Annotated in this window: 11 protein-coding genes; 1 reads left to right on the top strand and 10 read right to left on the bottom strand. The window is 62.4% G+C overall.

All coding sequences use genetic code 11. The features are described from left to right. The 10 genes from SB753_RS31095 to SB753_RS31140 form a co-directional block, all read right to left on the bottom strand. Positions 1-5,192: beta strand repeat-containing protein (locus SB753_RS31095; RefSeq protein WP_410803678.1), on the bottom strand; the 5,192-nt coding region annotated here is incomplete at its 3' end. A 637-nt stretch (positions 5,193-5,829) separates the two neighbouring features. Further along, the gene (locus tag SB753_RS31100; RefSeq protein ID WP_087752248.1) at positions 5,830-6,246 is read right to left on the bottom strand and encodes a CopD family protein; all 417 of its coding nucleotides are present in this window, start codon (positions 6,244-6,246) and stop codon (positions 5,830-5,832) included. Between the two features lie 205 nt (positions 6,247-6,451). Further along, positions 6,452-7,723 (bottom strand): glutamate-5-semialdehyde dehydrogenase, encoded by a 1,272-nt coding sequence (locus SB753_RS31105; RefSeq protein ID WP_087752247.1) that lies wholly within the window; start codon positions 7,721-7,723, stop codon positions 6,452-6,454. Positions 7,724-7,995: 272 nt separating this feature from the next. After that, positions 7,996-9,105 (bottom strand): DNA polymerase III subunit delta, encoded by a 1,110-nt coding sequence (holA, locus tag SB753_RS31110; protein ID WP_410803679.1) that lies wholly within the window; start codon positions 9,103-9,105, stop codon positions 7,996-7,998. A 36-nt stretch (positions 9,106-9,141) separates the two neighbouring features. Next, the gene (lptE, locus tag SB753_RS31115; RefSeq protein ID WP_204522440.1) at positions 9,142-9,696 is read right to left on the bottom strand and encodes an LPS assembly lipoprotein LptE; all 555 of its coding nucleotides are present in this window, start codon (positions 9,694-9,696) and stop codon (positions 9,142-9,144) included. Positions 9,697-9,787: 91 nt separating this feature from the next. Then, on the bottom strand, positions 9,788-12,379 hold the full coding sequence (leuS, locus tag SB753_RS31120; RefSeq protein WP_410803681.1) for a leucine--tRNA ligase: 2,592 nt from the start codon (positions 12,377-12,379) through the stop codon (positions 9,788-9,790). A gap of 147 nt (positions 12,380-12,526) precedes the next feature. Beyond that, positions 12,527-12,958, bottom strand: a complete 432-nt coding sequence (locus tag SB753_RS31125; RefSeq protein ID WP_204522442.1) for an ExbD/TolR family protein — start codon at positions 12,956-12,958, stop codon at positions 12,527-12,529. 51 nt (positions 12,959-13,009) lie between these two features. Then, complete coding sequence (locus SB753_RS31130; RefSeq protein ID WP_410803682.1) at positions 13,010-13,720, bottom strand: MotA/TolQ/ExbB proton channel family protein; 711 nt, start codon at positions 13,718-13,720, stop codon at positions 13,010-13,012. A 57-nt stretch (positions 13,721-13,777) separates the two neighbouring features. Beyond that, positions 13,778-14,575, bottom strand: a complete 798-nt coding sequence (gene dapB / locus SB753_RS31135; protein ID WP_392395618.1) for a 4-hydroxy-tetrahydrodipicolinate reductase — start codon at positions 14,573-14,575, stop codon at positions 13,778-13,780. Between the two features lie 193 nt (positions 14,576-14,768). After that, the gene (locus tag SB753_RS31140) at positions 14,769-15,593 is read right to left on the bottom strand and encodes an outer membrane protein assembly factor BamE (RefSeq protein WP_410803751.1); all 825 of its coding nucleotides are present in this window, start codon (positions 15,591-15,593) and stop codon (positions 14,769-14,771) included. A gap of 158 nt (positions 15,594-15,751) precedes the next feature. Between SB753_RS31140 and fur the strand changes: the two genes are divergently transcribed. Then, positions 15,752-16,180, top strand: a complete 429-nt coding sequence (gene fur, locus SB753_RS31145) for a ferric iron uptake transcriptional regulator (RefSeq protein ID WP_012434340.1) — start codon at positions 15,752-15,754, stop codon at positions 16,178-16,180. Positions 16,181-16,368 lie beyond the last annotated feature (188 nt).

The following is a 16,368-nucleotide window of genomic DNA, read 5'->3' on the forward strand; positions in this document are numbered from 1 at the left end:
CCATCAGTCGAGTTGCCGCTGATGTTGATCGTGCCGTTGTCCGTCGTGTTGATCGAACCGTTGATGTCCGTGCCCGTACCGTTGGTCGAATCACCGGAGATATTGGTCGACCCATCACCCGAGGTGTTGATCGAACCGTTCGGATCGACGATCACGCCCGTGCCATCAGTCGAGTTACCGCTGATGTTGATCGTGCCGTTGTCCGTCGTGTTGATCGAACCGTTGATGTCTGTGCCCGTACCATTGGTCGAATCACCCGAGATGTTCGTCGAGCCATCACCCGACGTATTGATCGAACCGTTCGGATCGACGATCACGCCCGTGCCATCAGTCGAGTTGCCGCTGATGTTGATCGTGCCGTTGTCCGTCGTGTTGATCGAACCGTTGATATCCGTGCCCGTGCCGTTGGTCGAATCACCCGAGATGTTAGTCGATCCGCCACCCGAGGTGTTGATCGAACCGTTCGGATCGACGACTACGCCCGTGCCATCAGTCGAGTTACCGCTGATGTTGATCGTGCCGTTGTCCGTCGTGTTGATCGAACCGTTGATGTCCGTGCCCGTGCCGTTGGTCGAATCGCCCGAGATGTTCGTCGAGCCATTACCCGAGGTGTTGATCGAACCGTTCGGATCGACGACTACGCCCGTGCCATCAGTCGAGTTGCCGCTGATGTCAGTCGTGCCGTTGCCCGACGTGTCCACCGAACCGTTGATGTCCACGCCCGCATCCGTGCCGTTGCCCGAGATATTCGTCGTGCCATTGTCAGTCGTGTTGATCGAACCATTCGGATCAACGATCACACCCGTGCCGTTCGACGCATTGCCCGAGATGTCGGTCGTACCGTTGCCCGACGTGTCCACCGAACCATTGATGTCCACACCCGCATCTGTGCCCTGACCCGAGATGTTCGTCGTGCCACTGTCGGTCGTGTTGATCGAGCCGTTCGGATCAACGATCACACCCGTGCCGTTCGACGCATTGCCCGAAATATCGGTCGTGCCGTTGCCGGAGGTGTCAACGCTGCCGTTGATGTCCACGCCTGCATCCGTGCCGTTGCCGGAGATGTTGGTCGTGCCGTTGTCGGTCGTGTTGATCGAACCGTTTGGATCAACGATCACGCCCGTGCCGTTCGACGCGTTACCCGAAATATCGGTCGTGCCGTTACCCGACGTGTCCACCGAACCATTGATGTCCACGCCTGCATCCGTGCCATTGCCGGAGATGTTCGTCGTGCCGTTGTCGGTCGTGTTGATCGAACCGTTCGGATCGACGATCACACCCGTACCGTTGCTGGCGTTGCCCGAGATGTCAGTTGTGCCGTTGCCGGAGGTGTCAACGCTGCCGTTGATGTCCACACCAGCATCGGTGCCCTGACCCGAGATGTTCGTCGTGCCGTTGTCAGTCGTGTTGATCGAGCCGTTCGGATCAACGATCACGCCCGTGCCGTTCGACGCGTTACCCGAGATGTCGGTCGTGCCGTTGCCTGACGTGTCCACCGAACCGTTGATATCCACGCCCGAATCCGTGCCCTGACCCGAGATGTTGGTCGTGCCGTTGTCGGTCGTGTTGATCGAGCCGTTCGGATCAACGATCACGCCGGTGCCGTTCGACGCGTTGCCCGAGATGTCGGTCGTGCCGTTGCCTGACGTGTCCACCGAACCGTTGATATCCACGCCCGAATCCGTGCCCTGACCCGAGATGTTCGTCGTGCCGTTGTCGGTCGTGTTGATCGAGCCGTTCGGATCAACGGTCACGCCGGTGCCGTTCGACGCGTTGCCCGAGATGTCGGTCGTGCCGTTGCCTGACGTGTCCACCGAACCGTTGATATCCACGCCCGAATCCGTGCCTTGACCCGAGATGTTCGTCGTGCCGTTGTCGGTCGTGTTGATCGAACCGTTCGGATCGACGATCACACCTGTGCCGTTAGCGGAGTTGCCGGAAATATTGATCGTGCCGTTGTCTGTCACGTTCACATCGCCGTCGATCACCGTGCCGTTGCCATTCTTAGCATCGCCGCTGATGTCCGCTGCACCGTTGCCCGAGATGTTGATCGAGCCGTTCGGTTCGACAATCACACCCGTGCCGTTCGCCGTGTTGCCGCTGACGTTGAACGAGCCGTTGTCAGTCACGTTTACGGCGCCGTTAATCACAGCACCGTTGCCGTTCGTCGAGTTGCCGGAGATGTTGACCGTGCCGTTATCGGCCACATTCACGCTGCCGTTGATCACCGCGCCGCTGCCGTTCGTCGAAAAGCCCGAGATGTTAGTCGCGCCATTTCCCGAAACGTTGATTGAGGCGTTCGCGTCTTCGACAAAACCTGGCCCATTGGTCGAGTTCCCGGTGATGTCCGCCGCGCCGTTGCCCGAAATGTTGACGACGCCCTTTTCCATCACGCCCGCGCCGTTCAGAGAGTTGCCGCTGAGGTTGACCGTACCGTTGTCTGTCAAAGCGACGTTTGTAACGACTACACCGCTTCCTTCCGTAGAATTTCCGGTGAGATCAACAGAACCGTTACCTGTTACGTTAAGCCCCGCGATAACGACGCCCCCAGCAAGGTTTGATGTACCCGTACCTGTCACCGCTGCATTACCGGAAACGTCAATTACACCGCGCGAATTGATACCACTGCCGCCGATTTCCGCAGTACCGTTAAGCGTGAGCGTTGCGTTGTCGGAGAGCTGAGTGTTCGGCAGCGCCAAACCCATCGAAATCCCTTCAGCGCTTACGTCCACAGAGCCGTTCCCCGAAACATTCAGGTTACCGTACCAATCAACACCCCGATCTCCACTCCCGTTAAGATTAAATGCGCCGTTACCGCTGACGGTGATTGGTTGCCACAGCGTAATGCCCCATCCTTCGTTAGAGGGCGAGGTTCCGGTTATGTTGATCGACGAGTTGTCCAACACGTCCATTTTCGTTCCGTAGGCCACAACGCCGCTACCGTGATTGGAAATGCCGACTACGTTAATCCTTCCACTCTCGGACGACTGCACGTGCCCGTAGCCGGAGTAGCCGGAAGCGAGCGACGTTGAGGCGAAACCCACACCCATTGCGCCGGTGTCGGTGTTACCTCGAATGTTCAGGGTCGCAGTGCCATTCACGTTCTCAAAGGAATCCCAAAGGGCGACGCCATAAGACGTTGAGCTGGTGCCATTCAGGTTAAGCGTTCCGCTTCCCTGAACGTTGATAGTATTAGCAGTGGCATAGCCAGCTGCACCAGCGGCGACGCCCGCGCCGCTGACGGATATGCCGTCGACGTCGAACTCCCCGCCTCCCGTCTTCGTAACATTCGAACCGACAGCGAACTGGACGCCAGCGGCGCTATTGGATGTCCCCGTCACGGTCATCGTGCCGTTGCCGACTTCCGTGAAGTTGCCGGCGAAGGTCACCCCCGAGCCCGTATTCGCCGCCCCCGTAATCGAGCCGCCGCCGATGTTGCTCTGATTACCGGCCAAATAGACTGAGTTTGCACCCGCGAGGCCGCTGCCATTGACGGTGTTGCCCGAGATCGTGAGCGTACCGCCGCCCAGATCCGTGTTGGCGCCTTGCACCGTCACCGAACCATTGTGATTGCCGCTCATGTCAGCGGTCAGGTTCATATTCAGCTTGTTGCTGGTGGTCGTGACATTGCCGTTCAGCTGGATGCTGCCGTTGGCCAGCATCGTCAGGTTAGCGTTGCCGCCCGCGGTCTTCGTAATATCCGCACCAGCCTGCTGAACGATATTGCCCGTGGCCGTACCCGCGCTAGCCGTGGTGATCGTCACGTCCGTGCCCGCGTTCAGCGCGTTGCTGATCGTCGTGTTCTTCACCGTCGCGGTGTTGCCCGTGCCGGCAAAGCCGCTCGTCACCGTGCCGTTGTAGCCGGCATCCGCGCCCGTGCTGATGGTCACATCGGTCGGATCGATCAGCCATTGGCCAGCCTGGCCTTCCGGTGCCGCCGCGCTCACCTGACCTTGCACGTTGAGGCTATGGCCCGACGTTTCGACGAAGCCGCCGTTGCCGTGTGCCGAACCGGCATCGATCGTCGCGCCAGCATCCACTTGCGTGAAGTTCGCGAACTGCACGCCGTCTTGCAGCATCGATTGAGCTTGCGTGCCGTCCAGCTTATGCAGGCTATCGCCGCCAATGATGACCTTACCGCCCTGCGTCGCGCCGCTCGCATCGATCGATGCATTGCCGAACACGCCCACGCGATCGCCCGACAGCACCACCGTGCCGCCTTGGCCCACTGCGCTCGATGCGTCGATCTTGCCCGTCACCGCCACGTCGCCCGTGTTGCCGGCATCGGCGACAACCGTGCCCGCGCGCACCACGCCCGAGAGGTTCACCACCGTGTTCAGCAGCGTGTTGCTGCCACGCGCCGTGAGCAGCACCGTGCCGTTCTCGGCCTTGATGTTGCCGCTGTTTTCCACCAGCGCGTTCGCCGACGCGTTCGTCAGCGTCAACTGGATGCCCTGGCCGTTCGGCAGCGCAACCATCGCGCTGTCGCCCGCCGCGAGCGCGACCTGGCCGCCTTGGGCCGTGGTGATTGCGCCGCTGTTGCGCACCTGGTCGCCCATCAGGACGACGTAGCCTTGGGCGTTGATCGCGCCGTCGTTGACGACGCTGCCATTCGTTCCCGTGGACTTCAGCGAGAGCGGGCCGCCTGCCATGAACGCGTTCGAATCGACCGACTTGGTCGTTGCCAGCAGCGAGCCGACGTTGACCACCGAGCCTTTGCTGAACAGCACGCCGTTCGCGTTCTGAATCAGCACCTGGCCATTGGCGAGGAGCGAACCTTGAATGTTGGAAGCACCGCCGCCCGTTACGCGGTTCAGCGCCTGTGCTTGCGCGTTCGGCTGATTGAATTGCACGGTATTGCCCGTGCCGACGTTGAACGAATTCCAGTCGATCACAGTACGTTGCGTACCTTGATTGACAGTCATCGTGTTGGTGTTCTGCGAAATGCTCGCCTGACCTGCCATCACCTGGCCGTTGGTCGGCAGCGACTGCGCGCGGCTCACCGACGGCTGAAATGCGACGAGCGCGACGGCCATGGCGGTCATCGTGGAAACGACGCCCAGTTCGCGGCCCGAAGGACCCACGCCGGCGCTTTCACCTGCTTGCTTACCTTGACTCGCGACGTTTTCCGCGACAGCGACGAGCATGCCGAGACGTTTGCTAAATACCCGGCGGAACCGATTCTTGTTCATGAAAGACTCATAATTAAGTTGGACACACGACAACCGCGCACTGCGGCTCGACATTGAGCGAAGCTGGGCTATGGCCGTCGTGCTTTGCTAATGTTCGAAGCTGAGAATATGAGACGCGTCCAACAGACAGAATCAGACGAGGACTAAAAGCGCGTCCTGCGGCGGCTGGCGTTTGCAGACAAACGTGGAGTCGATGCGGCGCGCTTTAGGGCGCATAGGCGGGCTTGCCGTCTAGCAGACTAGCGGCGAGAGAATGGAAGAGTCCGTGAGGCGCTTGCGCGATGGACGCAAGCCAGAAATTCGATGAGAAGCGAGTCCGCCGATGTTAGCGGCGAGGGATGCCGCGCACGGACAAGCGCGGCAAATCTGCCGCACCGCAATTCAGAAAAGTCTTAGCCAGGGCGACAGGGTTCAGCGCCTGGAATCGATGGGGAAGCGGAAATTTAGGATGCCCACAGAGTGTGCGGACCGCTTCCAGGGAGCAAGCTTCACGCATTCGCTGTTGGAGTTGAGCGGCGGGGGAATGCCGCGTCGCTGAAGTCAAGCCACTACGTTACTCGTCACGCCGCGAGCGACACTACTCGCAGCGAAACATGCGAACAATTAGTCATCCGACACGCTACGCGTGTGGCTCAAATCAGAATGGCTTGATGACCACCAGTGCGACCGCTGCCAGCATCCCGAGCACGGGCAGTTCGTTGAACATCCGATACCACTTGTGCGTGCGGCGGTTCTGCCCGCGCTCGAATGTCCGCAGCAACACGCCGCAGTACGCGTGATAAATCACCAGCAGCACGACGACGCCGACCTTCGCGTGAATCCAGCCCTGTCCTCGTCCGATCCCCACGACGAGCCAGAGCCACAGCCCGCAAATGAGCGCCGGCACGGCGATAAACGACATGAAGCGAAACAGTTTGCGCGCCATGATCAGGAGACGCTTCACCGCCGCCGGTTCGGTTTCCATCGCCAGGTTGACGAAAATGCGCGGCAAATAGAACAGACCGGCGAACCAGGAAGCGACCAGAACGATATGAAACGTCTTGATCCAGAGCATCGGATGTCCTTGGGTGCGTGTTGAGTGTTGTAACCAGCGTGTCATGGTCAGCCTGTGGTGACAGCCTGTTGTGACCAGCGGCGGCAATCATGGCGATCATCCATCGCGACGCACAGTGACCGACGGTCGCGGCAACGCCAGGAGGCGTAGACAGGCGGACAAACGTGGCCGCGTTGCACGGCCACGCCTACCATTGGATGAGCGCTTATTGGCGCCCTTCGCCATGTCCGAGCACGACGTACTTCAGCGACGTCAAACCTTCCAGCCCCACCGGACCGCGCGCATGAAGCTTGTCATTTGAGATGCCGATTTCGGCGCCAAGGCCAAACTCGAAGCCGTCGGCGAAACGGGTCGATGCATTCACCATGACGCTTGCCGAATCAACTTCGCGCAGGAAACGCATGGCGCGGTCGTGGTCTTCGGTGACGATCGCGTCGGTGTGCTGCGAGCTATAGGTGTTGATGTGCTCGATCGCTGCGTCCAGATCGTCGACCACCTTGATCGCCAGCACCGGCGCGAGATATTCGGTGCGCCAGTCATCTTCCGTTGCATCGACCAGCGGGCCCACGCCCGCGTCGGCCAGCACCGCACGCGCCGCCGCGTCCACGCGCAACTCGACTTCTTTTTCGCGATACAGCTTGCCAAGAGGCGGCAACACCGTCGACGCGATATCACGCGCGACGAGCAGCGTCTCCATCGTGTTGCAGGTGCCATAGCGGTGCGTTTTGGCGTTGTCGCAGACCGTCAGCGCCTTCGCGAGATCCGCGCGGTCGTCCACGTACACGTGACAAATGCCGTCGAGGTGCTTGATCATCGGCACTCGCGCTTCGTTCATCAGCCGCTCGATCAGACTCTTGCCACCGCGCGGAACGATCACGTCGACGTACTCGGTCATTGTGATCAGCTTGCCGACCGCGGCGCGGTCCGCAGTCGCGACAACCTGCACGGCGTCCTGCGGCAAGCCGGCAGCTTCGAGCCCCTCGCCGATCAGCTTCGCCAGCGCCGTGTTGCATTCCAACGCTTCCGAACCGCCGCGCAGGATCGTGGCGTTGCCCGACTTCAGGCAGAGCGCGGCGGCGTCGATCGTCACGTTCGGACGCGATTCGTAGATGATGCCGATCACCCCGAGCGGCACGCGCATCTGCCCGACCTGAATTCCGCTCGGCCGGTACTTCAGATTGCTGATCTCGCCGATCGGGTCGGCGAGCGCCGCGACCTGGCGCAGGCCTTCGACCATCGTTTTCAGCGCTTTGTCCGACAAAGTCAGCCGGTCGATGAAAGCCGCGTCGTGGCCTTTGTCGCGTGCCCGCGCGAGGTCACGCGCGTTGGCTTCCTTGAGCAACGCGGCGTCGCGCTCGATACCCGCTGCGACTGCCGCGAGTGCCGCGTTCTTCGCGGCCGTCGACGCCCGCGCCATCGCACGCGAGGCCTGGCGGGCGCGGCGGCCGAGGTCGGTCATGTACTGGTCGATATCCATGTGATTCTCGTGATGGCGCGCACGTCGACGTGCGGCGCAAAGGCTGTTTAGCGAATGATTCAACGATTGTAAGTCGGGGCAACGCGCTCTGCTTGCGATGGTGGCCAGCGCTATCTATCCCGCGGAAGCCGCCAATCTTCAGCACGCGAAGCCCGGCAGGCTAAAGCGAACTCGTGGTCCGGACGGTTTAGCCGTCCGCCAGAGCCGCGGCGCTCGTCACCCCTGCATGTGCCCACAGCGAATGTGACCACAGCCTGGCCTGCATTACCGGATCACGCCGGCCTGCCCCCGGCTGCGCCCCGAGGTCGCGGCGGCGGAACAGGCGCCGTTTTCGGCGACGCGACCGTCATCGCGAGTTCAAACAAGCCGTCCCAAGGATCGGGCGGCGGGTCATTGCGATGATTGCCAGGCGTGCCACCCGACAAACCCTTGACCTGGCGATCAAGCCGCGCCGCCAGCGCCAGCGCTTTTTCCAGCGAGGCCTCGGTAACGCGTGACAAAGCCGGCCCGATCAACCGCTCGCGCGGCCCCCACACGCGGTTCTCGCGCACCAGCATCGCGAGCGGTTTGCCGGCCGCGACGCCGCGTTTGATGCGCAAAAGCGTACGCAATTCTTCGACGACCGCCCACAGCACGAGGACCGCAGCTTCGCCTTCGCCGCGCAGTCCGTCGAGCATGCGCGACAGACGGCCGACGTCGCCCGCGAGCATCGCCTCGTTCAGCTTGAACACGTCGTAGCGCGCGACGTTGAGCACGGCGTCGTGAATCTGCTCGAAGCTCAGCGAGCCGGCCGGATAAAGCAAGCCGAGCTTCTGAATTTCCTGATGCGCCGCGAGCAGGTTGCCTTCGACACGCTCGGCGATGAACGCGAGCGCGCGCCGCCCTTCTTCCCCGGCGGCGACCCGCTGGCCTTGCGCCGCGAGCCGCTTGCCGACCCAGTTCGGCAACTGCGCGCGCTCGACCGGATCGATTTTCAACGCGACGCCCGCGTCGGCAAGCGCTGTGAACCAGGCGGATTTCTGCGTGGCCGCGTCGAGCCGCGGCAGCGTGATCATGGTCAAGACGTCGTCATTGACGGCGGCCGCCAGCGCTTTCAGCGCATCTGCGCCTTCCTTGCCGGGCTTGCCCGACGGAATGCGCAGTTCGACCAGTTGACGGTCACCGAACAGCGACATCGACTGGCTCGCGCCCAACAGCGAACTCCAGTCGAAACCGCGCTCCACGGTGAACACCGAGCGATCGGTGAAGCCGGCCGCGCGCGCCGCCGCACGAATCCGGTCGCACGCTTCCTGCGCGAGCAGATGCTCGTCGCCGTACACGACGTACAGTCCGGCGAGTCCCTTGGCGAGATGCGCTTCGAGCGCGTCAAGTCGCAGTTGCATGGCTATGTATTTCTCAGATCCCGTCGACGCCCGCGCTCACAGCGGCGGCGGCGGCAAAGGCGCGCGCGGCGCGACGGCCGGCACCTGCTCGCCCGGCGCCGGATGCAGCGAACGCACGCTCGACAGACGGCGCGTGAGCTGGTCGATCGCGTCGTTTTCCATGTCGGCGAAGAGGATGTCCGACTCGGCGGCTTTCGCTTGCGAGTACTTGTCGCTATAGGTCATCGCGCGGTTCAGTGCGATCACGCTCGGCGGAATCAGCACCGTGCCGTCCTTGCCGATCAGCGAGTAGTTCATGGAGAGATTCAATTGATACTCTTCCACGACGCCCAGCGAGTTCAGCGTCAGCGTGCTGTAGCCGCGGCCTTCGGTAATCTGCAGCGTAGCGTCCGCGCTGGTCACCGAGTTCACCACGACCGTGTCGCTGCCGCCTTGCACCATGCGCGCGAGCCGCGCGTTCGCCGATGCCGAGCCGCCGGCGACGAACAGGCGCTTGAACGCATAGTCCTGCTGGCCGCGCAATTGAAAACCGCACGCGGACAACATCAATACGCTGCAAGCCAGCGTCAGAAAAAACGATCTGCGAGTCACATTGGCTCCTGGTTCGCAGTGGGTTCCCGGCGAGAGGCACGCGCCGCCGCACGCGACGGCGCCATGCCTGTTGACAGATGCTGCTGGATCGTCAAACGACCACGTTCACGAGGCGGCCCGGCACCACGACAATCTTCTTGGGCGCCTTGCCTTCGCTGAATTTCACGACCATTTCATGCGCGGCCGCCAACTGCTCGATCGATTCGCGCGACGCGTCTTTCGACACCGTCAGCGCGCCGCGCACCTTGCCGTTCACCTGCAGCACGAGTTCGATCTCCGATTGCTCGAGCGCCTTCTCGTCGACCTTGGGCCACGGCGCGTCGAGCAGCGAGCCGAACTCGTCGGCGTAACCGAGTTCCTGCCACAACTGGAACGTGAGGTGCGGCACGACCGGATACAGCACGCGCAGCATCACACCATAAGTTTCGCGCAACACAGCAGGCTGCGCGCCCTTTGCGCTGTCGAGCGCGTTGAGCATTTTCATCGCGGCCGACACGACCGTGTTGTACTGCAAACGCTGGTAGTCGAAGTCAGCCTGCTTGAGCACGCTGTAGATTTCGCGACGCAGCAGTTTGTCAGCATCGGCGAGTTGCGCGGCGTCGAACTGGCCGCCTGCGCGCAGCGCCGCTTCGTTCGCGTGACCAAAGCTCCACACGCGGCGCAGGAAGCGGCTCGCGCCTTCCACGCCCGAGCCCGACCACTCCAGCTGCTGCTCGGGCGGTGCGGCGAACATGACGAACAGACGCGCGGTGTCCGCGCCGTGCTGATCGATCAGGGATTGCGGATCGACGCCGTTGTTCTTCGACTTCGACATCTTCTCGACGCCGCCCAGCACGACCGGCAGGCCGTCCGAGTTCAGCACGGCACCGACCGGGCGGCCTTTGTCGTCGAAGGAAACGGTGACGTCGGCCGGGTTGTACCAGGTTTTCTTGCCCGTGGCGTCTTCCCGATAGTAGGTTTCGTTGAGCACCATGCCCTGCGTGAGCAGGTTTTTCGCCGGCTCGCCGAACTTGACGAGACCGAGGTCGCGCATCACTTTCGCCCAGAAGCGCGAGTACAACAGGTGCAGAATCGCGTGCTCGATGCCGCCGATGTACTGGTCCATCGGCGCCCAGTAGTCGGTGCGCTCATCGACCATGGTCGGTGCGCCCGGCGATGCGTAGCGGTAGAAGTACCACGACGAATCGACGAACGTGTCCATCGTGTCCGTCTCGCGTTTGGCCGCGCTGCCACAGGTCGGGCAGGTGCAATTCACGAACGCTTCGGACTTCGCAAGGGGATTGCCCGTGCCGTCCGGCACGAGGTCCTCGGGCAGCACGACGGGCAGGTCTTTTTCCGGTACCGGCACGTCCCCGCACTTCGGGCAGTGGATGATCGGAATCGGCGTGCCCCAGTAACGCTGGCGCGACACGCCCCAATCACGCAGACGCCACGTGATCTGCTTGTCGCCCAGACCCAGCGCCTTCAGGTCGGCGGCGATTGCGTCCACTGCCTGTTCGTAGTTCAGGCCGTCGTACTTGCCGCTGTTGACGAGCGTACCGCCCTTCTCGCCGTACCACTCTTCCCAGGCCTGCGTCGAAAATTCCTTGCCTTCGACCGCCACCACCTGCTTGATCGGCAGACCGTATTTCTTCGCGAACGCGAAATCGCGCTCGTCGTGCGCCGGCACGCCCATCACCGCGCCTTCGCCGTAAGTCATCAGCACGTAGTTGCCGATCCACACTTCGACCGGTTCCTGCGTGAGCGGATGCTTGACGAAAAAGCCGGTGCGCATGCCCTTCTTTTCCATGGTCGCGACGTCGGCTTCCGCCACGCCGCCGCGCTTGCATTCGTCGATGAAAGCCTGCAGTTCCGGCTTGTCTTGCGCGAGACGCGTGGCAAGCGGGTGCTCAGCGGCGACCGCGGCGAAGGTCACGCCCATGATCGTGTCGGCGCGCGTGGTGAACACACGCAACAGCTTCTGTTCGCCGTCGATTTCATACGGGAAACCGAAGTTCACGCCGAAGCTCTTGCCGATCCAGTTCTGCTGCATGATCTTCACGCGCTCGGGCCAGCCGAGGCCTTCCAGATCGTTCAGCAACTCGTCTGCGTACTGCGTGATGCGCATGTAGTACATCGGGATTTCGCGCTTCTCGACGAGCGCGCCCGAGCGCCAGCCGCGACCGTCGATCACCTGCTCGTTCGCGAGCACCGTTTGATCGACCGGGTCCCAGTTCACGGTGCCGGTTTTCTTGTACGCGATGCCCTTTTCCAGCATCTTCAGGAACAACCACTGGTTCCACTTGTAGTAATCGGGGCTGCAGGTGGCGACTTCGCGCGACCAGTCGATCGCGAGGCCCATGGACTGCATCTGCTTCTTCATGTAAGCGATGTTGTCGTAGGTCCACTTTGCCGGCGGCACGTTGTTGGCCATCGCGGCGTTTTCAGCCGGCATGCCGAACGCGTCCCAACCCATTGGCATCAGCACGTTGTAGCCGTTCATCCGCAGATAGCGGTACATCACGTCGTTGATCGTGTAGTTGCGCACGTGCCCCATGTGCAGCTTGCCCGACGGATACGGCAGCATCGAGACGCAGTAGAACTTGGGCTTGTCGGTGGTTTCCGATGTCTTGTACGCGTCGATGGCGCGCCATTGCCCTTGCGCGGCGGATTCGACGTCGGAGGGAACGTATTTTTCGTGCATGGTGTGATGGGATCGCTGGGTTCGGTGCTTCCGCACCGGCCGCTTGGTGCTTTTGCTGGATGAAATGGCGTCGTTTCCCGTACTGCGGGGAAAGGGCTGATTATACCGTTCGCGGACGGCTGCGCCGCGTGGCGAGCGCCCGCGCGCCTACTGCTGCGCGCCTGGTGGCGGCGGCTCGGTCACGAAGCCGATGCGCTCAAGACCGGCCTGCTGCGCGGCGCCCATGACCTGCGCGATCACCTCGTAGCGCGTATTGCGCTCGGCGTGCAGATGAATTTCGGGCTGGTCGGCCTGCTTGCCGGCTTGCGCGAAGCGCCCGCGCATCTGGTCAAGCGTGATGACGCTGCCGTCCCAGTAGAGCTTGCCCGCCGCGTCGATTGAAAGAGAAATGGTTTGCGGCGTTTCGCGCGCCGGCGCGGACGCGACCTTCGGCAGGTCGAGCCGGATCGCGTGCGTGAATAAAGGCGCGGTAATGATGAAAATCACCAGCAGCACCAGCATCACGTCGATCAGCGGCGTCATGTTGATCTCGGCCATCGGTGCAGCCGTCTGCTTTTTCTCCAGTCCGCCGAACGCCATGCCGCCTCCTATGTCGTGACGCGCGCCTAGTGCCGATTGCGCTTATTGCCCTTACTGAGTCGTGGCCTTTGGACCGCGCACCGGTGCTTGCTGCTGGCCCACGGGCGCGCACACGTACGCGTGCAGATCGTGCGCGAATCCGTCGAGTTCCTCCGACAGCTGCCGCACGAGGCGCCCCAGCACGTTGTAGGCGAGCACTGCGGGAATCGCCACCACGAGACCGAAGGCCGTCATGATGAGCGCCTCGCCGACCGGCCCGGCGACGTTCTCGATCTGCGCCTGACCGCTCGCGGCAATGCTGCCGAGCGCGTGATAAATGCCCCAAACGGTGCCGAGCAGGCCGACGAAAGGCGCCGTGCTGCCCACCGAAGCCAGCAGCACCTGGCCGAATTCGAGCCTGCGCTGCGACGCATTGAGCGCCTGACGCAGCGCGCGAACCACACGCTCGCTGCGCTCGACGCGCGCAAGCAGTGCGCCGGGAATATCGACTTCGGCTGCATGGAGCGCCGCTTCTGCAAGCGGCGCGAAAACGCGCTCGCGGTCGGTGCGCTTCAATTCGGCGACACCTTCTGCGAGGGTCGGCGCCTGCCAGAAGCGCGCGACAGCGCGCGTCGCCTGACGTTTGGCCCGCACCAGCACCCAGGCCTTGACGATCAGGAAGCACCAGCTCGCAATCGACATCGCCAGCAGCACATAAGCGACGCCATGCGTGATCGCGTCGCTCGTTTGCAGGTAATGGATGATGCCGCTGCCGCCTGCCATCTGATTTCGCCGGGGAAAAGTGAGTTCGTGCGGATAAGTAAGCCCTGCGCGCCGCGTTTAGCGCAGGCCGAGCACGTCTTGCATGTCGAAGAAGCCGGTCTGGTGGCCTTCGAGGAAACGCACGGCACGCAGCGCGCCCTGCGCGTACGACAGGCGGCTCGCCGATTTGTGCGTGATTTCAATGCGCTCGCCGATGCCGGCGAACAGCACCGTATGGTCGCCGACGATATCGCCGCCGCGGATCGCCGAAAATCCGATCGTGGACGGATCGCGCTCGCCGGTCACGCCTTCGCGGCTATAGACCGCGCAATCGTCGAGATTGCGCCCAAGAGCGTTGGCGATCACTTCGCCCATTGTCAGCGCGGTGCCCGACGGCGCATCGACCTTGTGACGATGATGCGCCTCGATGATCTCGATGTCGTAGCCGGTCGCGAAATGCTTCGCGGCGTACTCGAGCAGCTTGAGCGTAACGTTCACGCCCACGCTCATATTCGACGCGAACATGATCGCGATGTTGTCGGCCGCGGCGCGCAGTTGCGCCTTCTGCTCATTGTCGAAGCCGGTCGTGCCGATCACCATTTTCACGTTGTGACGCTGCGCGGCTTCCAGATGCGTCAGCGTGCCTTCAGGGCGCGTGAAGTCGATCAGGTAGTCCGATTCCGCGAACACACGTTCAATGTCGTCGGTCAGCATCACGCCCGTCTGCTTGCCGAGAAAGGCGCCGGCGTCCTGACCGAGTTGCGGAGAACCCGCACGGTCGAGCGCGCCCGACAGCGTGGCGTCGGAATCGTTGAGAACGGTTTCGATGAGCATGCGGCCCATACGGCCCGATGCGCCAGCAATCGCAATTTTCATGGCTACGAGGGTTCGAAAGACACAGCCCGGCAGAGGCGGGCAAAAGCGGCGGCGGGCAGCGCGCCCTCGCACCGCGCGGGACTGGAACAGCAGAGAATCCGACGGCGCCGCGCGAAGCCCGAAGCGACACTTTGGAGTGACACTCCACGGCGGGCGAATGCGCAGCGGCCGTCTTAAAACAAGGACAGCGCTATTACTGGCTCGTTCCCGAAGTGGACGGCGTGCCAACCGGCGCGTTCTGCGTCGAGCCGCTGCTTTGCGAGCCCGTCGGCCCAACCGGATTGTCCTGCGACGACGGCGATTGCGGCGGCGGCGGACGGTGGAACTGGAACTGCGGCTGACCACCGGACGTCGGGCCTTGCGGCGGGATGCCGCCGGCATTCGCGGTCGGAGCGGTTGAGCGCACCGACGACGGCGTGTTCCGCGACGGCGCTTGCACCGCATTCGTCGCACGATTCGCGGCTTGAGCGGCTTCAGCGTTCGCGTCGGTAGACGGCGCGGCCGCTGCGGCTGCACCTTCGACGGACGGCGAACGCGCGGTGTCGACCGTGACCGGCGCCGTGACTACCGGCGCGCTTGCCTCGCCCGTGCTGCTCGCTACGCTCGCCGCGGCGGCTTTCTTACCGCGCTTGTCACCGTCGATCTCAGCGAGCAGTTCGAGGTTGGACGGCAGATCTTCGCCGCCGCTCCAGCTGGCGACGCGATCGCCTGCGAAATTGACCACGAAGTCGCGCTGCTGCACGACGTTAGTCGAGCCGCGCTTGAAATAGAACACGTAGTCCCAGCGATCTGCGTGGAACATGTCGGCGAGGAGCGGCGTGCCCAGCAACTGACGCACCTGTGCGCGCGACAGGCCCACCTGCATTTGCGCAGCGGCTTCTTTCGAAACGAAGTTGCCTTGCACAACGGTAATCCGGTACGGCGTGATGCTTTGAGCAACCCGCTGGGTGAGGCTGTCGTACGTGGAACATCCTGCAAGAATCGCGACAGCCGCAACAGCGGTCAAGGTACCCCGCATGCGGCTCCCCCGGTAGATCAGTTGAGATTTTGAAATCATTTCACTCACCGTGCGGGCCCGCTGACGAGCCGCGCGAGTTTCATTCCATCGAAGATGACCAGAACGGCAAAAACACATTACTATGAGAGCCCAGCATTGTACTCTAGGGATCCCTTGTCATGACCAATCCAACCGATCTCAAGAACATCGGGCTCAAGGCGACCCTTCCGCGCCTCAAAATCCTCGAGATTTTCCAGCACAGCCCGGTGCGTCACCTGACGGCCGAAGACGTGTACCGCAACCTCCTGCACGAGGAGCTCGATATCGGTCTTGCCACCGTCTATCGTGTGCTGACGCAATTCGAGCAGGCCGGCCTGCTCTCGCGCAGTAATTTCGAATCGGGCAAGGCTGTTTTCGAGCTGAACGAAGGGTCGCATCACGACCATCTCGTGTGCCTCGATTGCGGCCTCGTCGAAGAATTTTTCGACTCCGAAATCGAGAGTCGTCAGCAGTCCATCGCGAAGGAACGCGGCTTCAAGCTGCAGGAACACGCACTGGCGCTCTACGGCGCCTGCACGAAGGAAAACTGCCCGCATCGCAAGCATTGACGCGGTGCCGGCCGTGTCGGGGGGCGCGGTCGAACGATTAGCAAACAGCAGAAAAATGGCCCGGCCGGGTTGAATCGGCCGGGCCATTTTTTTTGGTCGGGCGAATTTCTTTGCCTGAAACGCGGCGGCGTCCGGCGTCTATTTCGACACTCGGCAGGCGTAAAAAAGCCGCTCCGAAGAGCGGCTTT

The organism is Paraburkholderia sp. SIMBA_053, from assembly GCF_046534895.1.
Lineage (GTDB): Bacteria > Pseudomonadota > Gammaproteobacteria > Burkholderiales > Burkholderiaceae > Paraburkholderia > Paraburkholderia caledonica.